We start from the raw sequence: 16796 nt of genomic DNA, 5'->3' as shown, positions 1-16796 counted from the left end.
GCGCGCTGCGCGCCCCGCACAGGCTAAAGCCTGTAACAAAAACGGGGCCCGATGCCGCCGCACCGGACCCCGTCCCAAACTCTTATAGAAAACGATCTGGAAGATTACTCCTCCGAGCCGTCCTCCCCAGAAGCCTTCTTCTGCTGATCGAGCTTATGCTTACCACTTACGATAGACGTAGCGCCCAGTGTGGCCAAGCTTGCACTAGCAAGGCTCGCCATCACAATCAGATCGCCCGTCTTGGGCATGTTGCCGCCCGAGGACTTGGTAGTTGTAGTCGTCGTGGTCGTGGTGGTCACCGTTTTGGAGTCATTTTGCTCTTGGACCTGGTTGTCAGCACCGCTCTTGTCGTCGTCTTCGGACTGTTTCTTTTCGCCCTCGGCCTTGCTCTTGTCCTTCTCCTCAGATTCAGACTTCTTATCCTCGTCCTTCTTCTGTTCGGACTTGTCGCTCTTCTCCTCAGAGCTAGAACCCTTATCGGATTCGGTCTTCTCGGAAGCCTTGTCCTTGGAGTCGCCCTTTGCGGCTTCGATCTTTTCCGTGGAAACCTGATCAGAGTTGCCCTTGTTCTGGGTCGAGCCGTTATTGACGCCAGCCATCAGCGAAGAGCCCAGCGTAGAACCAAGCTGCTCGGAGAAAGAAGGCTTCTTGTCCGGCGAAGCAACGGGAACGTCCGGCGCCTTATTCGAGTCATCCTTGGAAGCATCGGAACCAGGGGTTGCGTCAGAGCCGGAGCCGTTGTTAGAGCCGGTGCCAACGGACGAATCGCTCGAGCCGGTGGATGGGTTAGAGGTGCCAGCGCCGGTCGAACCAGAAGCGTCGCTGTCCGTATTGCCGGCAGAGCTTGAAGACGAATCGCCCGCAGCAGAGCCGTTTGAATCGGAGCCGTTCGAGGTAGAGCCGTTGTTGGTAGTGCCATCAGCAGAGCCATCACCGTCAGCACCGGTCGAGGGCGCATCCATCCTGTCATCGTTGGCATCGTCGCTCGAGTCGTCATTCGAATCAGGCGTCGGCGAGGGCGCCGGCGTAGGTTCGGGCTGCACGGGCGTCGCAGCGGCAGCGGCCTCGTCCTCGGCGATATAAACCAAACAGTCCTTCAGCTCGTTGCGGTAGCGGTTCTTCCAGCCCTCATGATACTGGGGCTGGCTCGAATACTTGGTCGCCACGTTATTGACCACACTGTTGGAAAGCGCCGTCACAAACTCGCGATCAGTCATACTGTTAGAAAGGTTTGCCCAACGGAAGAAGTCCCTGCAGCCACCGGTGCCGCACATGTTGGTGATGCTCCACACCATGCCCTTAACGCAATCGGCACGGCCCGAAATATCAATGCCCAAGCCACTCTTGAGCCACGCCTCGGTCACCGCATAGTACGAGTTGTACGCATAGGCATCTTGAAGAGCTGAGAACTCAACAGGATCGATGTTATAAGCGCCCTGGAAGGCCTCCTGCGCAATACGGCCCAGCTCAGTGAGCTGGCCGTTCTCGTACATGGCATTGCTCGTGTTGGAAATCTCGCTGCCGCGATCAATCGCATCCTTGAGCATGCTGTATTTTTCGGGGTTGTAGTTGTAGGCCTGCTTCATAAACGGAATGAGCGACCATCGACGGTCGAACTGGTAATAACCCAGCGCGTTATAGCCGTCGCCATACGAAAAGCCCTGGTTGTAGTTGCCATGGCTCTCGTACTTGGTAAAGTACTTCATCTCGGGGGTCACGTTAACAAACGAAACGCCCTGGACCGACCTCAGCACGCCCGAAAAGGACTGCTGGGTATAGAGACCCTTATCGATATCGGTGGCATCCGAGGCAACGCCCGGCGTGGGCTCCTCGGCAGCGGCGGGTGCCGGCACGGAAACGGCGCCAAACGAAAGCGCCAGCGTCAGGCCCGCGACAATAGCAGAATGCTTGGGCTGCATAAGATCCTCCCTGCATTGGTGTAGTTAAAGTGCAGTTTGCAAAGATAAGAGTAAGTATTGCAGCTCGCCCGTTGTTGCACAACAACCCCTCGGTAAACGGCAACAACCCTCCGCGAAATCCGCGAAATCTAAAGGAATTAGACAAACTGGTCGTCGGGCACCAGAAGAAGATCGCCGTAGCGTCCCATCAGCCCGTCTCTCAACTGACAGAAAGCGGGGATATAGACGTTCAAGATACGCTGAATCAAATCTTGAGCGAGCTTGTTGTCATAGATATGGACGTTCGTATTGCGGTCTCTGAGCATATCTAGCCATGCCGCCTCATCAATAAAGTCGTAGAATCGGTAGGCTTCCTTCAAGATGGCACGAGGAGACCCCGATGCAGCAAGCGTGGCGCCCTCATACTCGAGCAGACGTTTAAGGAGCTTCCAGCTCAGTTCAAACTGAAGGTTGAACTTATTAATCAATCCACTCTGAACAAAATCATTGCTAAGATCCTGATTGGGTGCATCCTCAAGATTCGCCAAGGCGCTGGCAAAGTTCTCATATTTTTTCATACAGAATCACACCATCCCTGGCAATTTCATCGAGCAATTGCTGCGATAAGGACTCATCCAGATTGACGACGTCTATATCTAAAAGAGTATCAAGACGCTCCTCTATCAGATATGAGAAACGGTCGAAATCCCGGCAACCTGCTACGGCGATGTCAATATCGCTCTTAGGCAAGTTGTCACCTCGAGCGCGGGAACCAAACAGCACAACCCTCTCGGCGTCACATTCCCGAGCAAAAATCTCAATTTGCTTGTACACCTTGTCGAGAGATACCATCTGCAGCCCTACAGCTTAATGTCGAAGTTGATCTCGGGGACGGCAGCAAGGTCGGCTAACGTCACGCCGTCGACGTACTTTTCGATCACGTCGTCCAGACCACGCCAGAATTTGACGGTCGAGCAGAGATCGCTGCGGGCGCAGCTGTTGTCGATACCATCGCACGCCACCGGAGCCGTGCTGCCCTCGACGGCGCGCAGGATGTCGCCGGCACGCACCTCGGCCGGGTCCTTGGCCATCATGTAGCCGCCGCCCTTGCCGCGCACGCTCTTAAGGAGGCCCGCCTTCATGAGCGGACGCACCAGCTGCTCCAAATATTTTTGCGAGATACGTTCGCGGTCGGCGACCTCGCGCAGGGCGATCTTGCCCTCGGCGTCGCCCAGCGCCGCGATATAGATCATCAGCCGGAGGGCATAGCGGCCCTTGGAAGAAATGAGCATACCTACCCTCCCATTGCATCTGGGACAACATAACCAAGTTTGTTTGTCCCAAATCTTAAGTAAGTGGGACAAACACAACAGGTTATTTTGTCCCAGAATTTGAAAAGTCGAGTGGATTAGTCGGGTTTTCCCTTGACTAACGCCGAACCCATAGTAACTTTATTCCGAGAAGATTCCTAGGGTTTCGCACACCCATGAGTACACCATATACAGAGAGGGACAGCATGAGCGCAAATCCGCTGCTTTCCATCGAAGGTCTGACCGCCTCCGTGGACGAGAAGACCATCCTTCACAACGTCAACCTCAACGTCGCCGCCGGCGAGACCCACGTGCTGATGGGACCCAACGGCGCCGGCAAGTCCACCCTCGGCCACCTGGTCATGGGCGACCCCGTCTATACCGTCAACGACGGCCGCATCGTCTTTGACGGCCAGGACATCACCGAGCTCACCACCGACAAGCGCTCGCGCGCCGGCCTGTTCCTGAGCTTCCAGGCCCCGGTCGAGATCCCCGGCGTGCCACTGTCGAGCTTTTTGCGCGCCAGTATCGCCGGCCGCCCCGGCCTGGAGATGAAGGGCAAGGAATTCCGTCGTCGCGTCAAGGAGCTCGCGGCCGAGCTTAACATGGATACCGCCTACCTCAACCGTGAGCTGGGCGTGGGCTTCTCGGGCGGCGAGAAAAAGAAGGTCGAGATGCTCCAGCTTCTGCTGCTGCAGCCCAAGCTCGCCATCTTGGACGAGACCGACTCCGGCCTGGACGTCGACGCCCTGTCCACCGTCAGCCACGGTATGGACGCCTACCGCAAGAGCTGCGACGGCTCCATGCTCATCATCACGCACAACACGCGCATCCTGGAGCACCTGGATGTCGACCGCGTCCACGTTATGGTCAAGGGCCACATCGTGCGCGAGGACGATGCCTCGCTCATCCCCTGGATCGACAAGAACGGCTTTGAGACCTTCGAGCGCGAGGCCGCCGAGCAGCGCGCCCAGGCCGAGGCCGCCGCTGCCGAGCAGCAGGCGTAAAGGGGCGACGCAATGACCAAGAACCGCACCGAGGTCGCGGACATCGACCGCAGCCTCTACGACTTCACCTACGGCGAGGAGGGATTCGAGCGCCTCGACGCCGGCATCACGCCCGACATCGTGCGCGAGATCAGCGCCAAGAAGGACGAGCCACAGTGGATGCTCGATCTGCGCTTAAAGTCCCTCGAGATCTTCAATCGTTTTCCCGACCCGACGTGGGGCCCCTCGATCGAGGGCCTGGACATGGACAACATCGTCACCTACGTCAAGCCCAACACCGACCAAAAGCACGACTGGGAGTCGGTGCCCGACGACATCAAGAACACCTTTGAGCGCTTGGGCATCCCCGACGCCGAGCGCAGCTACCTGGCAGGCGTCGGCGCGCAGTACGACTCCGAGCTGGTCTACCACAACATGCAGGACACGGCGTCCAAGATGGGCATCGTCTACTCCGGTATTGAAGAAGCCCTGCACGATCCACAGTGGGAGCCGCTCATCCGCGAGAAGTTTATGACGCTCATCCCGCCTACCGACCACAAGTTTGCGGCCTTGCACGGCGCCGTATGGTCGGGCGGCTCGTTTGTCTACGTGCCCAAGGGCACCAAGTTGGACTTCCCGCTGCAGAGCTACTTCCGCCTTAACGCCAAGGGCGCCGGCCAGTTTGAGCACACGCTCATCATCGTCGAGGACGACGCCGACCTGCACTTTATCGAGGGTTGCTCCGCGCCCAAGTACAACGTTGCCAACCTCCACGCCGGCGCCGTCGAGCTCTTTGTGGGCAAGCGTGCACATCTGCGCTACTCGACCATCGAGAACTGGTCCAAGAATATGTACAACCTCAACACCAAGCGTGCGCGCGTGGACGAGGACGGCGATATCGAGTGGATCAGCGGTTCCTTCGGCAGCCACGTGGGCTACCTCTACCCCATGAGCGTGCTCAACGGCCGCCGCGCCCGCTCGAGCTTTACCGGCATCACCTTTGCCGGCGCCGGCCAGAACCTGGATACCGGCTGCAAGGTCGTGCTCAACGCGCCCGATACCTCGGCAACCGTCGAGACCAAAGGTATCTCCAAGAGCGGCGGCATTCAGACCTTCCGCAGCTCTATCGTGGCCACGCCCAAGGCAGAGGGTTCCAAGGCAACCGTGAGCTGCCAGTCGCTCATGCTCGATGACCAGAGCCGCTCCGACACCATCCCCGCCATGGACATCCGCGCCAAGAACGTCGACATCGGCCACGAGGCCACCATCGGCCGCATCGGCGACGACAAGGTGTTCTACCTGATGAGCCGCGGCATCTCGGAGGAAGAGGCCCGCACCATGATCGTCAACGGCTTTGCTAACCCGGTCTCCAAGGAGCTGCCGCTGGAGTACGCCGTCGAGATGAACAACCTGATCAAGCTCGAGATGGAAGGAGCGATCGGATAATGAAACAGGAAACCAACGCCGCTGCTACCACGCTCGAGCAGGTCAACGCGATGCCCGCAGCAACCTGGGGCTGGTTGAAAATGAATCAGACCAAGCTCGAGCTCTCTGACGAGCTTGCCGCCGCTCCCGCGGAGGCCGTTGAGGTCGAAGGCTTGGGCGAGCAGTTTTCCGGCGCTGCCGACGCGTTTGGCACCGCCATGAACGCCATGGCCGAGCGCTTCCCCGAGCGCCGCGCCTCCGCCCCCGGTGATGCCGCCGACCGCGCCCGCATCACGCCCGAGACCGAGCTCGACGTGCCCGCCACCTCCGTCTACCAGGCCGGCGCCATCAAGCTCGAGGAGGAGCTCTCCCCTGCTGAAGCCTTCGAAACCGGCATGGGCGAGGCTGCCTACGCCTACTTGGCCGAGCACGCTACCAAGCGCATCGTCATCGATGTGCCCGCATACCAGCACGCCACGGTTACCGTGCGTGTGAGCGGTGTCGATGCCGCCGCGGCCATCGCCGCCATCGACATCGTCGCTCGCCCGCAGGCAACGCTCGACCTGCATATTGCCCTAGACTCTCCTGTTACCGGCGAGGGTGTCGTGGGCTCCGTGCTACGCGTGTGCGCCCACGAGTACGCCACCGTCAACGTGACCTGCACGCAGACACTCGACGACAGCTGGATCGCACTCGACGACACCGGCCTGTTCCTGGACGAGGGCGCGCGCGTCAACGTGCAGCACACCGTCCTGGGCGCCGGCGCCAGCGCCACCGGCCTTGCCGGCGACCTGCTGGGCGACACCGCCAAGGTGACCATCGATACCGATTACCTGGGCGCCCGCGAGCAGGTGCGCGACTTTAACTACGAGCTGCGCCACCGCGGTCGCAAGACCGAGTGCGAGATCGACGCCAACGGCGTGCTGACCGGCACGTCCAAGAAGGTCTACCGTGGCACCATCGACCTCGTGCACGGCTGCAAGGGTGCAACCGGCACCGAACGCGAGACGGTGCTTTTGGCCAACAAGGGCGTCGACAACAAGACCGTTCCCGTCATTCTCTGTGACGAGGACGACGTCGCCGGCAACCACGGCGCCACCATCGGTCACGTCCGCGACGAGCAGCTGTTCTACCTCGCCTGCCGTGGCCTTGACCAAAACGCCGCCGAGGACCTGTTCATCCGCGCCAAGCTGGAGGACGCCGCGCTTTCCGCCACCGACGAGCGCACCCGCGCCGCCGTCGTCCGCCTAGGCAACAACCTGATCGACAACTTTGAAGAGGAGCTCGCATGATCGACACCGAGCACGTTAAATGCGACACCTGTACTGCCCCCGAGCCCATGGAGCTCGACGCCAGCGACGAGGCTTCGCGCGGCTGGCCCACCGTGGACATCGAGACCAACCCCTACAAGGGCCAGTTCCCGCTGTTCCAGCAGCACCCCGAGATCGCTTTCCTCGATAGCGCCGCCACCGCGCAGCGCCCTGCCCGTGTGCTCGACGCCGAACGCGACTTCTACCAGCGCATGAACGCCAACCCCCTGCGCGGCCTGTACTCGCTGTCCGTCGAGGCCACCGACGCCATCGCGAAGGTCCGCCAGCAGATCGCTGACCTCATCGGCGCCTCACAGGCCAACGAGGTCGTCTTCACCCGCAACACGAGCGAATCGCTCAACCTGGTCGCTAAGAGCTTTGCGCCCACAGTGCTCGAACCGGGCGACGAGGTCGTCATCACCATCATGGAGCACCACTCCAACCTGATTCCGTGGCAGCAGGTCTGCCGCGAGACCGGCGCCAAGCTCGTCTACCTCTACCCCACCAAGACCGGCCAGCTCACCACCGAGGAGGTTCTTGCCAAGGTGGGTCCCAAGACCAAGATCCTAGCCGTGGGACAGGTCTCCAACGTGCTGGGCGTCGAGAACCCGGTTAAGAACCTTGGCAAGCTCGTGCACAAGTACGGCGGCTACCTGGTCGTCGACGGCGCGCAGTCGCTGCCGCACATGCCGGTCGATGTGGCCGACCTGGGCGCCGACTTCTTTGCCTTTAGTGCGCACAAGGCCATGGGCCCCATGGGCATCGGCGTGCTGTGGGGCAAGATGGACCTGCTCAACGCCATGCCGCCCATGCTTACCGGCGGCGAGATGATCGATTCGGTCACCGAGCAGAACGCTGTCTGGGCTCCCGTCCCCGAGAAGTTCGAGGCCGGCACGCAGGACGCCGCCGGCATCTTCGCCACGGGCGCCGCACTCGATTACCTGGTCAACACGGTGGGTTACGAGAACATCCAGGCCCGCGAGCAGGCACTCGTCCACTATCTGATGGGCGAACTCATGCAGCTCGACTTTGTCCAGATCATCGGCTCCATCTATTGGGACAACCACCACGGCGTCGTGAGCTTTAACGTCAAGGGCATCCACCCGCACGACGTAGCGAGCATCATGGACATGGACGGCGTCTGCATTCGCGCCGGCCACCACTGTGCGCAGCCGCTGCTCACCTGGCTGGGCGTCGAGAACCTTGCCTGCTGCCGCGCCAGCGTGGCCTTCTACAACGACAAGGCCGATATCGACAAGTTCATCGCCGGCCTGCATCACGTTTGGAGCACGTTCAATGGGTAATCTGTACACCTCCACCACGTTTATGGAGCACAACTCGCACCCCGACTACAAGTACGAGATGGACGCCCCCACGCACGAGCACGACGGCATCAACCCCAGCTGCGGAGACGAGCTCACCTTGCAGCTACGTGTCGAGAACAACGTGATCGAGGAGGCCTCCTTTACCGGCCACGGCTGCGCCATCAGCCAGGCAAGCGCCGACATCATGGCCGACCTCATCACCGGCGAGACCGTCGAGGAAGCTCGCCGCTTGGCAGAGCTCTTCCTCGCCATGATCCGCGGCGAGCAGCTCTCCGAGGAGGACTTGGAAGACCTGGACGAGGCCGCCCAGCTCCAGGACATCTCGCACATGCCCGCCCGCGTCAAATGCGCCGAGCTCGCCTGGCGCACCCTCGACGGCATGCTCACGGGACAAAATAATCAGTAGTATTTGTCCCAAATCTTAAGAATTTTGTTGGCCGAATCGCTTGACAAGAGTGGTTCGGCCATTTTCTATTCCGAGCCCTCAGCCTGAGCATTCACCCGCGCATAAGCGCGCACGATACGAGAGACGGTACTCTTGCTGATTCCCGTATACCGTTCGATCTCGCGCACCGTGTAGCCGCCATCGTGCAGGGCGAAAACGATTCCGTCTCGCCGCGAGGGTGCTACGGTCTTGAGTTCGTTGAGCGGCACACCCAGGCGCTTCGCCATCTTGTCGGCAAACGCACGCCGCTCCCACTCCGTCTCATCCATATCGTGAATCACCGGATCGGAACCATCGGGCATCGACAGAGAATAATCCAGAAACCCCTTGGCAGACTCAAAGAGCTCGAGAACACAAGAAGGGTCCGAAAATCCCCTCGTCATATCGTTGTCATACGCTCGAAGATACTCGGCAAAGCTGCTCCAGGGATAACGCTCGATCAGGGCGATACCCGCCTCCTGCGGATTAGCGTGAACATAGCGAATGGCAGCCATCAGATAACGGTCGGTATCGAGCGAGCGCCGGTCAAAACGGTTCTGGAACAGATGGCCCGTGCGCCCCGTGCGTTTATTGAACCGCCGCGCGTACGTCAAAAGCAGCCGGTGCATCGCCGCGCTCATCGCGTCCTCGTAATCTGCAAGCACCAAATGCACGTGATTGCCCATAAGGCACCAGGCGACAACCGTCACGCCCGCCTCGCGGCAGCAATCGCGCATCAGCTCCAAAAACTCCCACCGGTCTTCATCGCCCTCAAAGATGAGCTGCTTGCCCGTACCGCGGGCACAGACATGGTAAAAGCCGGTAACCGTTCTCCAAACGCGCTGCATGGCGCTCCCTTCGCCGGGATCTGATTGCCATCCAATACAGCACGATTGAAGCGTGCCATCAAAACATTCACGCAAAACAATACACTCGCGCGGCCAAAGGCAGTAAACGGGCGGCGAACGGCACCGTTGCAACAGGTCAGACCCCGCAACGCATACAAGAGCTGACCAAAAGCTTGCCCAAGACGAACCCCCTCTACGGAAGTTCGCGACCACAGAACATATAGTTAAACCGTTTCAATTAAAACTTCCGGACTTCTCGCTACGAAAACTGAGCCGTTCGCCGAATATTCCGTGCATTTCGCGGTATTATAGGGGCTGCATGTCATGTCCCTTTCGAAGGGTCGCCCGGCAATCGCCAGCCACGACCCCCAGACGGGACGCCAACACGATAGAGAGGAGAGGCATGCAGTACTCACAGGAAGTGGAGAACATGTGCCCCGTTGCCAAGGGTGCATACCACGGCCCCGCACCCATCCCCGAGGAGGGCAAGTGGGTCCAGGCTAAGGAGATTTCCGACATCTCCGGTCTTACGCACGGTGTGGGTTGGTGCGCACCTCAGCAGGGCGCCTGCAAGCTCACGCTGAACGTCAAGGACGGCATCATCGAGGAGGCCCTCGTTGAGACCATCGGCTGCTCGGGCATGACCCACTCTGCCGCCATGGCTTCCGAGATCCTTCCCGGTAAGACCATCCTCGAGGCCCTCAACACCGACCTCGTCTGCGACGCCATCAACGTTGCTATGCGCGAGATCTTCCTGCAGATCGTTTACGGCCGCAGCCAGACCGCGTTCTCCGAGGGCGGCCTGCCCGTGGGCGCCTCCCTCGACGACCTCGGCAAGGGCCTTCGCTCTCAGGTCGGCACCATGTTCGGCACCAAGGCCAAGGGCGCTCGTTACCTCGAGCTCGCCCAGGGCTACGTCACCCGCATGGCTCTCAACGACAAGAACGAGATCATCGCATTCGAGTTCCTGAACCTCGGCAAGTTCACCGACGCCGTCAAGGCCGGCAAGACCCCCGAGGAGGCCATCGCTGGCGCTATGGGCCACTATGGTCAGTGGGAGAACGCTGCCAAGTACATCGACCCGCGCACCGACGAGGAGACTCACTCTGTCGCCAGTGTGTTCCCGGTTCACGAGTAGAAAGGGAGGGAAATAACTATGACTGTTACGTTCGAAGGTTACGAGCGCCGCGCTGACAAGATCAACAAGTGCCTCGCCGACAACGGCATCGCCTCCCTCGAGGAAGCTCTGCAGATCTGCACCGACAAGGGCTTCAACCCGCGTGAGATCGTCAACAACACCCAGTCCATCGCCTTCCAGAACGCCGAGTGGGCCTACACCCTCGGCTGCGCTCTCGCTGTCAAGCGTGGCGCCAAGACCGCTTCTGAGGCTGCCGCCATCATCGGCGAGGGCATCCAGGCCTTCACCGTTCCCGGCTCCGTCGCTGAGGACCGCAAGGTCGGTCTGGGCCACGGCAACCTGGGCGCTATGCTGCTCTCCGACGACACCGAGTGCTTCGCCTTCCTGGCCGGCCATGAGTCCTTCGCTGCCGCTGAGGGCGCTATCGGCCTGGCTCTGAACGCCAACAAGGCTCGCAAGAAGCCGCTGCGCGTTATCCTTAACGGTCTGGGCAAGGACGCCGCCCAGATCATCGCCCGCATCAACGGCTTCACCTACGTGAAGACCCAGTTCGACTACTACACGGGCGAGCTCAAGGTCGTCGAGACCATCCCTTACTCCGATGGTCCCCGCGCTGCCGTTAACTGCTACGGCTCCGACGACGTCCGCGAGGGCGTTGCCATCATGTGGCACGAGAACGTCGACATCTCGATCACCGGTAACTCCACCAACCCCACGCGCTTCCAGCACCCCGTCGCTGGCACCTACAAGAAGGAGCGCCTCGAGGCTGGCAAGAAGTACTTCTCCGTCGCTTCTGGTGGCGGCACTGGCCGTACCCTGCACCCGGACAACATGGGCGCCGGCCCTGCCTCTTACGGCATGACCGACACCATGGGCCGCATGCACTCCGACGCCCAGTTCGCCGGTTCTTCCTCCGTGCCTGCGCACGTCGACATGATGGGTCTCATCGGCATGGGCAACAACCCCATGGTCGGTGCCACCGTCGCCTGCGCTGTCGCCGTCGAGGAGGCCCTCAAGGCCTAATCGCGCCCGCGCGATGCTCATATAGTTGAGCTTTAGAGCCGCTACTCACCCGGGTAGCGGCTCTTTTTGTTTGAGCTGTCGCAGGGTAGCTAATGCCGATATATCAGTTGGGGCGATATACGAGATGTGATGAGATGGAGCATCAGAACGCCCATGACGCCCACCTGCCATATGTGCCCTTTACCGATTTGCCGAGTCTTTGCGGCCCCATTGCCGATCACCCGTGCGACAATGCGCCGGACGAGAAAGGAATCCGATGGAATCGACTGATGTACTGGTAATTGGATCTGGCATTGCGGGCCTTTGCGCCGCCATCGAAGCGGCGCGCGCGGGCGTGACCGTCACTGTGGCAAGCGCCGGCAAGACTATGAGTGGATCAAGCTTCTTCCCCGGAACCTGGGGCTTGGGGCTTATCGGACCCGTTAACGAAGACGACGAACAAGACCTTATCGATACCATCCAGACCGTTGGTGGCGGCGTCGCCGACCCCGATCTTGTCCAGACGTTTGTCCACAGCATTCCCCAGGCAATTGAATGGCTCGAGCAAGACCTGGGTGTTGAGCTCCAGCGTCCGCAAAGCGCTGAAAGCGCTCAGCAAAAGCAATTTATCCCCTGCTTTGACCACAAGACGCGCATGTGGCGCGGCCTCACCCGCAAGCCCCTTGAGGACGCTCTGACGACCCGGATCGAGTCGCTCGGCATTCGCCTGCTCCCCCGCCATGAGCTTATCGACCTTGTTGAGGACACGAACGGCAGAATAACCGGAACCATGCTCTACGACCTCACCGAAAATCGAATCGTGCCCTTTGCTGCCAAGGCCACGATCATCGCAACCGGTGGCACAGGCGGCCTGTTCGAGCGCAGCCTTACGTCGGCTGATGTGCTCAGCTCCTCGCAGGCCATCGCGCTGGCGCACGGCGCAACACTTACTAATATAGAGTTCATGCAGATGATGCCCGGCTTCATCGAGCCCAAGCGCAACCTGGTCTTCAACGAGAAAACCTGGCGCTACGTACATGTAGACCAGCCGGTAGATATTGCCGACGACAAGCTGGACGACCTGCTCGAGCAGCGCTCTGGATATGGTCCCTTCACGTCACGCTTGGCCTCCCGCGCTATCGATCTCGTCATCGATCAGGCAGGTGTCGAAGGCCTGGCACTCCACTACGACTTTCCCCGCGAGGATGTCCCAGAGTTTGTGCAGACCTTTGCCACCTGGCTGCAAGACGAGCACGGCATCGCCCCGACTGACGAGATGCGCGTTGCGATGTATGCCCACGCCGCTAACGGCGGCATCAAGATCGATAAGACCGCGCAAACGGGCGTTGAGGGCCTCTACGCTTGCGGTGAGGCGACAGGCGGCATGCACGGCGCCGACCGCATTGGTGGCTTGTCAAGCGCCAACGGCATCGTGTTCGGGCGCATCGCGGGCGCATCGGCAGCCCAAGCAGCACAGAAAGAGCCCGAGACAGCCCTGAAGGCGGATATCGCCCTCCCCCAGTACGGCATAGCCGCAACAGATGCCGAACGCCTGACACACAGCCTAAGGCACACGATGAGCACCTATTGCATGATCAACAGGACCGAAACAGGCCTATCCGAGGCACTACACGAGCTTGAGGGCTTGAAGACGGAGGCAACGACCTTGAGCACACAGAAAGCCCAGGACAGCGAAGTCGCAGCCCTCGCCCGCCTGCAATCGCAGATTCAACTAGCACAGGAAATGATCAAAGCCATGCGTAAGCGAACCGAAAGTCTCGGATCGCACTATCGAGCAGACTAATTCGAACACCCATCTAAAGCAGAACACAACTAATCGATATCTATGGGCCCCGTGAGCTCGAAGTGGCACGGGGCCCATTCGTGTCCGTACGGCAGCGTATCCTTATTCTGAATACGGAGCGGGCAAAGCCCGCATAGACAATAGGCCAGCGAGGAGGAGATATGGACAGTAGAGATATCGAGAAGTGGCGTGTCGAACTTGATAGCTACGCCAATGTAGAAGACGGCGTTGAGTATTGGCTCGCACGCGATTTAATGGAACCCATGGGGTACACTCGATGGGAGAACTTTGCCGAAGTTGTTAAGAGGGCAAAAGTCTCGTGCGAAACAAACAAAACTCCAGTTGATTCCCATTTTCGTGACACCACGAAAATGGTAACTGCCGGTGTCGCCGCTCGCGCGGTTAAAGACTACAAACTTACGCGCTATGCATGCTATTTAATCGCCCAGAACGGAGATTCAAACAAGCAAGAAATCGCGCTCGCACAGGCGTACTTCGCCGTGCAGACGCGCCGCCAAGAGCTCATAGAGCAGCGCTTCGCAGAGATTCAGCGCTTGCAGGCGCGCCACTCGCTATCTGATTCAGAGAAACAGCTCTCGGGTATTGCGTTCAAACGCGGCGTGGACTCCAAAGGATTCGCAATCATCAAGTCGAAGGGCGATGAAGCGTTATTCGGCGGCAGAAGCACGGCGGAAATGAAGCAACAGCTCGGCGTATCCAAGAGCTCGGCATTGGCGGACAGGCTAGCCGATGTTCTCATCAAAGCAAAGGACCTTACGAACTCGATGACGGCCTTCAACGCCGAGGAACACGACCTGTACGGTCTGGACCAGATCAAGCAAGAGCACGTCGAGAACAACACAAGCGTGCGTGGCAGCCTCATCGACCGCGGAATTGTACCCGAGAACCTACCGCCTGCCGAAGATACAAAGAAGCTCGAACGTCGCGTGAAAGCAGACGAGAAAAAGCTCAAGGAGGGTACAGACGGATTCACCGACCCCCAGGGCAGGCTCGACTTGTAAAGCGTCTGTGCCCTTACGGGTTCGACCCCATGTACTTTTAACAAAAAAACGGCCAACCGAAGTTGGCCGTCTTAACAATCTTTGGTGGGCCGTCAGGGGGTCGAACCCTGGACCTTGGGATTAAGAGTCCCCTGCTCTACCAACTGAGCTAACGACCCAAAGCTAAAGTCCGTCGTAGCGGACTTTAGAGGAGATATCGTGTGGTGGGCCGTCAGGGGGTCGAACCCTGGACCTTGGGATTAAGAGTCCCCTGCTCTACCAACTGAGCTAACGACCCGATATCAACACGAAGCAAGAACTGGGGTGGGTAAAGGGACTCGAACCCTCGACCTACGGGACCACAACCCGTCGCTCTAGCCAACTGAGCTACACCCACCGTGTCCTGTGCGCTTCGCGCTCGACTATTATTGCAAGGAACGCCACGCGATGCAAGCCCCAATTTTCAAGAATTTTGAAAAGAGTTTTTCGAGACCATTTCGAGCATTTCCCACCGGTTTCATAGGAGTAAACTTGCCCCACTGCAAATGCTCGAAAGGACCGGCATGAAAGAACTCTCCAACCGCACGGCAACGTTTACCGATTCCGTCATCCGTCGCATGACGCGCATCTCCAACAAGTATGGCGCCGTCAACCTGTCACAGGGCTTCCCCGACTTTGATCCCCCGGCGCAGCTGCTCAACAGCCTGAGCGCCATCGCCACCGACCCCAAGCCGCTCTACCACCAGTACTCCATCACCTGGGGCTCCCAGGCCATGCGTGAGGCGCTTGCCGCCAAGCAGGAGCACTTTATGGGCATGCCGATCAACCCCAACGAGAACATCGTGGTCACCTGCGGCTCCACCGAGGCCATGATGGCCGCCATGATGACGGTCACAAACCCCGGCGACAAGGTCGTCATCTTCTCGCCATTCTACGAGAACTACGGCGCCGACACGATCCTCTCGGGTGCCGAGCCCATCTACGTGCCGCTTAACCCACCTGCGTTCGACTTTGACCGCGAGACACTCGAGGCGGCCTTCCGCGACAACGATCCCAAGGCCATCGTCCTGTGCAACCCGTCCAACCCCTGCGGCAAGGTCTTTACGCGCGAGGAGCTCACCTTAATCGCCGACCTCTGCAAAAAGTACGACGCCTACTGCATTACCGACGAGGTATACGAGCACATCGTCTACGCGCCCCACGAGCACGTCTATATGGCCACGCTGCCCGGCATGTTCGATCGAACCATCAGCTGCAGTTCGCTGTCTAAGACGTACTCCATCACCGGCTGGCGTCTGGGCTACACCATCGCCCCGGCCCAGATCACCGAGCGCATTAAAAAGGTCCACGACTTCCTCACCGTGGGTGCTGCCGCTCCCCTGCAGGAAGCTGTCGTCACCGCCCTCAAATTCGACGACAGCTATTACCAGGAGGTCCTCGACCTCTACACCGCCAAGCGCGACCTATTCTGTCAGGGGCTCGATAGCATCGGTCTTGAGCACAACGTGCCGCAGGGCGCCTACTACGTGATGATGGATATCTCGGAGTTTGGCTATGACAGCGACCTCGACTTCTGCGAGGATCTGGCCTCCAAGGTGGGCGTGGGCGCCGTTCCGGGCTCCAGCTTCTTCCGCGAGCCCGTCAACCACCTCATCCGCTTCCACTTTGCCAAGCGAGACGAGACGCTCAACGCAGCACTGGAGAACCTCAAGTTCCTGCGTGATAAAATCAAACCGCGCGGGTAAGGACGGCCCGGCACTAAATGCATCCCGAGGCCGGCCACATCCTGGTCACTCACGACCCGCGCGACACCATTGGCGAGCACAGCGGCTGTCCCTTCCACGACAACTGCCTCGAGGGCCTCATCGCCGGTCCCGGCGTTAAAAAGCGCTGGGGTGGCAAGAGCGCCGGAGAGATGGCCGATGACCCGGAGGCCATGGACCTGCTCGCCGGCTATCTGGCGCAGGCGCTCATGACCTACATCCTGTGCTACGCACCGCAGAAGAACGTCATCGGTGGCGGCGTGGCCGATCACACCCCCATCGTGCCGCTCGCACGCAAGAAGTGCGCCGAGATGCTCAACGGCTACATCGTCACGCCCGAGATGGCCGACATTGATAGCTATATCGTCAACAACAGCCTCGAGGGCAAGCAGGGCATTATGGGCTGCCTGGCCCTGGGCGCACAGGCGCTTCAGTAGCAGACGCACCCACAGGGCGTGGCGCGCCCGGCAAATCCGACCTACGGAACGACGCCACCACGCCTCATATAAGCCCTCAAATAAAAAGGCTCTGTTAGACCAAATTTGACACGATCGGCTGTTCG

At 59.7% G+C, this 16796-nt stretch carries 16 protein-coding genes and 3 tRNA genes; 11 read left to right on the top strand and 8 right to left on the bottom strand.

The window, feature by feature from the left end; all coding sequences use genetic code 11:
• Positions 1-104: 104 nt before the first annotated feature.
• The 4 genes from DXD16_RS10325 to DXD16_RS09845 form a co-directional block, all read right to left on the bottom strand.
• Positions 105-1919, bottom strand: coding sequence for a hypothetical protein (locus tag DXD16_RS10325; protein ID WP_158606197.1), 1815 nt, complete (start codon positions 1917-1919; stop codon positions 105-107).
• 137 nt (positions 1920-2056) lie between these two features.
• Positions 2057-2476, bottom strand: a complete 420-nt coding sequence (locus DXD16_RS09855) for an HI0074 family nucleotidyltransferase substrate-binding subunit (protein WP_117635061.1) — start codon at positions 2474-2476, stop codon at positions 2057-2059.
• A complete protein-coding gene (locus DXD16_RS09850; RefSeq protein WP_117655961.1) occupies positions 2463-2750 on the bottom strand; it encodes a nucleotidyltransferase family protein in 288 nt (95 codons plus the stop codon). Before DXD16_RS09850 ends, DXD16_RS09855 begins: the two co-directional genes overlap by 14 nt.
• A gap of 8 nt (positions 2751-2758) precedes the next feature.
• Entirely contained in the window at positions 2759-3190 is a 432-nt protein-coding gene (locus DXD16_RS09845; RefSeq protein ID WP_099431873.1) for an Rrf2 family transcriptional regulator, read from the bottom strand.
• Between the two features lie 224 nt (positions 3191-3414).
• Between DXD16_RS09845 and sufC the strand changes: the two genes are divergently transcribed.
• From sufC to sufU, 5 genes are read left to right on the top strand one after another with little or no spacing between them, the layout of a single operon-like run.
• Positions 3415-4215 carry a Fe-S cluster assembly ATPase SufC gene (gene sufC / locus DXD16_RS09840; RefSeq protein WP_006235561.1) on the top strand — a complete coding sequence of 267 codons (801 nt, stop codon included), beginning with the start codon at positions 3415-3417 and terminating at the stop codon, positions 4213-4215.
• A gap of 12 nt (positions 4216-4227) precedes the next feature.
• Positions 4228-5640, top strand: coding sequence for a Fe-S cluster assembly protein SufB (sufB, locus tag DXD16_RS09835; RefSeq protein WP_117655960.1), 1413 nt, complete (start codon positions 4228-4230; stop codon positions 5638-5640).
• Positions 5640-6911 (top strand): SufD family Fe-S cluster assembly protein, encoded by a 1272-nt coding sequence (locus DXD16_RS09830; RefSeq protein ID WP_117655959.1) that lies wholly within the window; start codon positions 5640-5642, stop codon positions 6909-6911. The genes sufB and DXD16_RS09830 overlap by 1 nt, the downstream gene beginning before the upstream one ends.
• Entirely contained in the window at positions 6908-8233 is a 1326-nt protein-coding gene (locus DXD16_RS09825; RefSeq protein WP_197032756.1) for an aminotransferase class V-fold PLP-dependent enzyme, read from the top strand. Before DXD16_RS09830 ends, DXD16_RS09825 begins: the two co-directional genes overlap by 4 nt.
• Positions 8226-8660 carry a Fe-S cluster assembly sulfur transfer protein SufU gene (sufU, locus tag DXD16_RS09820; protein ID WP_117583738.1) on the top strand — a complete coding sequence of 145 codons (435 nt, stop codon included), beginning with the start codon at positions 8226-8228 and terminating at the stop codon, positions 8658-8660. The genes DXD16_RS09825 and sufU overlap by 8 nt, the downstream gene beginning before the upstream one ends.
• Positions 8661-8725: 65 nt before the next feature.
• On the opposite strand, the gene DXD16_RS09815 is transcribed toward sufU, so the two are convergent.
• On the bottom strand, positions 8726-9526 hold the full coding sequence (locus DXD16_RS09815; protein ID WP_117655958.1) for a transposase: 801 nt from the start codon (positions 9524-9526) through the stop codon (positions 8726-8728).
• Positions 9527-9929: 403 nt separating this feature from the next.
• On the opposite strand from DXD16_RS09815, the gene DXD16_RS09810 reads away from it, so the two are divergent.
• From DXD16_RS09810 to dinD, 4 genes are all read left to right on the top strand, one after another.
• On the top strand, positions 9930-10664 hold the full coding sequence (locus tag DXD16_RS09810; RefSeq protein ID WP_006235554.1) for an iron-sulfur cluster assembly scaffold protein: 735 nt from the start codon (positions 9930-9932) through the stop codon (positions 10662-10664).
• 18 nt (positions 10665-10682) lie between these two features.
• Complete coding sequence (locus tag DXD16_RS09805) at positions 10683-11687, top strand: GGGtGRT protein (RefSeq protein WP_055252290.1); 1005 nt, start codon at positions 10683-10685, stop codon at positions 11685-11687.
• A gap of 256 nt (positions 11688-11943) precedes the next feature.
• The gene (locus DXD16_RS09800) at positions 11944-13470 is read left to right on the top strand and encodes an FAD-dependent oxidoreductase (RefSeq protein WP_117583740.1); all 1527 of its coding nucleotides are present in this window, start codon (positions 11944-11946) and stop codon (positions 13468-13470) included.
• Between the two features lie 161 nt (positions 13471-13631).
• A complete protein-coding gene (gene dinD, locus DXD16_RS09795) occupies positions 13632-14492 on the top strand; it encodes a DNA damage-inducible protein D (protein WP_117583741.1) in 861 nt (286 codons plus the stop codon).
• Positions 14493-14574: 82 nt separating this feature from the next.
• Here the strand turns inward: dinD and DXD16_RS09790 are convergent.
• The 3 genes from DXD16_RS09790 to DXD16_RS09780 all read right to left on the bottom strand — a co-directional run bounded on the left by DXD16_RS09790 (position 14575) and on the right by DXD16_RS09780 (position 14868).
• Positions 14575-14650 (bottom strand) — tRNA-Lys (locus DXD16_RS09790).
• Between the two features lie 43 nt (positions 14651-14693).
• A tRNA-Lys gene (locus tag DXD16_RS09785) sits at positions 14694-14769 on the bottom strand.
• Between the two features lie 22 nt (positions 14770-14791).
• Positions 14792-14868, bottom strand: a tRNA-His gene (locus tag DXD16_RS09780).
• 166 nt (positions 14869-15034) lie between these two features.
• Between DXD16_RS09780 and DXD16_RS09775 the strand changes: the two genes are divergently transcribed.
• Together DXD16_RS09775 and DXD16_RS09770 are read left to right on the top strand one after the other, a co-directional pair.
• A complete protein-coding gene (locus DXD16_RS09775) occupies positions 15035-16216 on the top strand; it encodes a pyridoxal phosphate-dependent aminotransferase (protein WP_117655957.1) in 1182 nt (393 codons plus the stop codon).
• 17 nt (positions 16217-16233) lie between these two features.
• The gene (locus DXD16_RS09770) at positions 16234-16671 is read left to right on the top strand and encodes an ROK family protein (RefSeq protein WP_233502702.1); all 438 of its coding nucleotides are present in this window, start codon (positions 16234-16236) and stop codon (positions 16669-16671) included.
• Positions 16672-16796: the final 125 nt, after the last annotated feature.

This window comes from Collinsella sp. TF11-5AC (genome assembly GCF_003436775.1).
Lineage (GTDB): Bacteria > Actinomycetota > Coriobacteriia > Coriobacteriales > Coriobacteriaceae > Collinsella.
Note: the sequence above shows the minus strand (reverse complement) of the source record. Positions and strands in the feature narration are given on the sequence as shown.

What these genes read in the sequence shown, in the direction of transcription:
- DXD16_RS09770 (WP_233502702.1), top strand. Translation starts at nt 16,234, where the DNA reads ATGCATCCCGAGGCCGGCCACATCCTGGTCACTCACGACCCGCGCGAC.
- DXD16_RS09825 (WP_197032756.1), top strand. Translation starts at nt 6,908, where the DNA reads ATGATCGACACCGAGCACGTTAAATGCGACACCTGTACTGCCCCCGAG.
- DXD16_RS10325 (WP_158606197.1), bottom strand. Translation starts at nt 1,919, where the DNA reads ATGCAGCCCAAGCATTCTGCTATTGTCGCGGGCCTGACGCTGGCGCTT.
- DXD16_RS09775 (WP_117655957.1), top strand. Translation starts at nt 15,035, where the DNA reads ATGAAAGAACTCTCCAACCGCACGGCAACGTTTACCGATTCCGTCATC.
- DXD16_RS09815 (WP_117655958.1), bottom strand. Translation starts at nt 9,526, where the DNA reads ATGCAGCGCGTTTGGAGAACGGTTACCGGCTTTTACCATGTCTGTGCC.
- dinD (WP_117583741.1), top strand. Translation starts at nt 13,632, where the DNA reads ATGGACAGTAGAGATATCGAGAAGTGGCGTGTCGAACTTGATAGCTAC.
- sufU (WP_117583738.1), top strand. Translation starts at nt 8,226, where the DNA reads ATGGGTAATCTGTACACCTCCACCACGTTTATGGAGCACAACTCGCAC.
- sufC (WP_006235561.1), top strand. Translation starts at nt 3,415, where the DNA reads ATGAGCGCAAATCCGCTGCTTTCCATCGAAGGTCTGACCGCCTCCGTG.
- DXD16_RS09850 (WP_117655961.1), bottom strand. Translation starts at nt 2,750, where the DNA reads ATGGTATCTCTCGACAAGGTGTACAAGCAAATTGAGATTTTTGCTCGG.
- DXD16_RS09805 (WP_055252290.1), top strand. Translation starts at nt 10,683, where the DNA reads ATGACTGTTACGTTCGAAGGTTACGAGCGCCGCGCTGACAAGATCAAC.
- sufB (WP_117655960.1), top strand. Translation starts at nt 4,228, where the DNA reads ATGACCAAGAACCGCACCGAGGTCGCGGACATCGACCGCAGCCTCTAC.
- DXD16_RS09800 (WP_117583740.1), top strand. Translation starts at nt 11,944, where the DNA reads ATGGAATCGACTGATGTACTGGTAATTGGATCTGGCATTGCGGGCCTT.
- DXD16_RS09845 (WP_099431873.1), bottom strand. Translation starts at nt 3,190, where the DNA reads ATGCTCATTTCTTCCAAGGGCCGCTATGCCCTCCGGCTGATGATCTAT.
- DXD16_RS09855 (WP_117635061.1), bottom strand. Translation starts at nt 2,476, where the DNA reads ATGAAAAAATATGAGAACTTTGCCAGCGCCTTGGCGAATCTTGAGGAT.
- DXD16_RS09830 (WP_117655959.1), top strand. Translation starts at nt 5,640, where the DNA reads ATGAAACAGGAAACCAACGCCGCTGCTACCACGCTCGAGCAGGTCAAC.
- DXD16_RS09810 (WP_006235554.1), top strand. Translation starts at nt 9,930, where the DNA reads ATGCAGTACTCACAGGAAGTGGAGAACATGTGCCCCGTTGCCAAGGGT.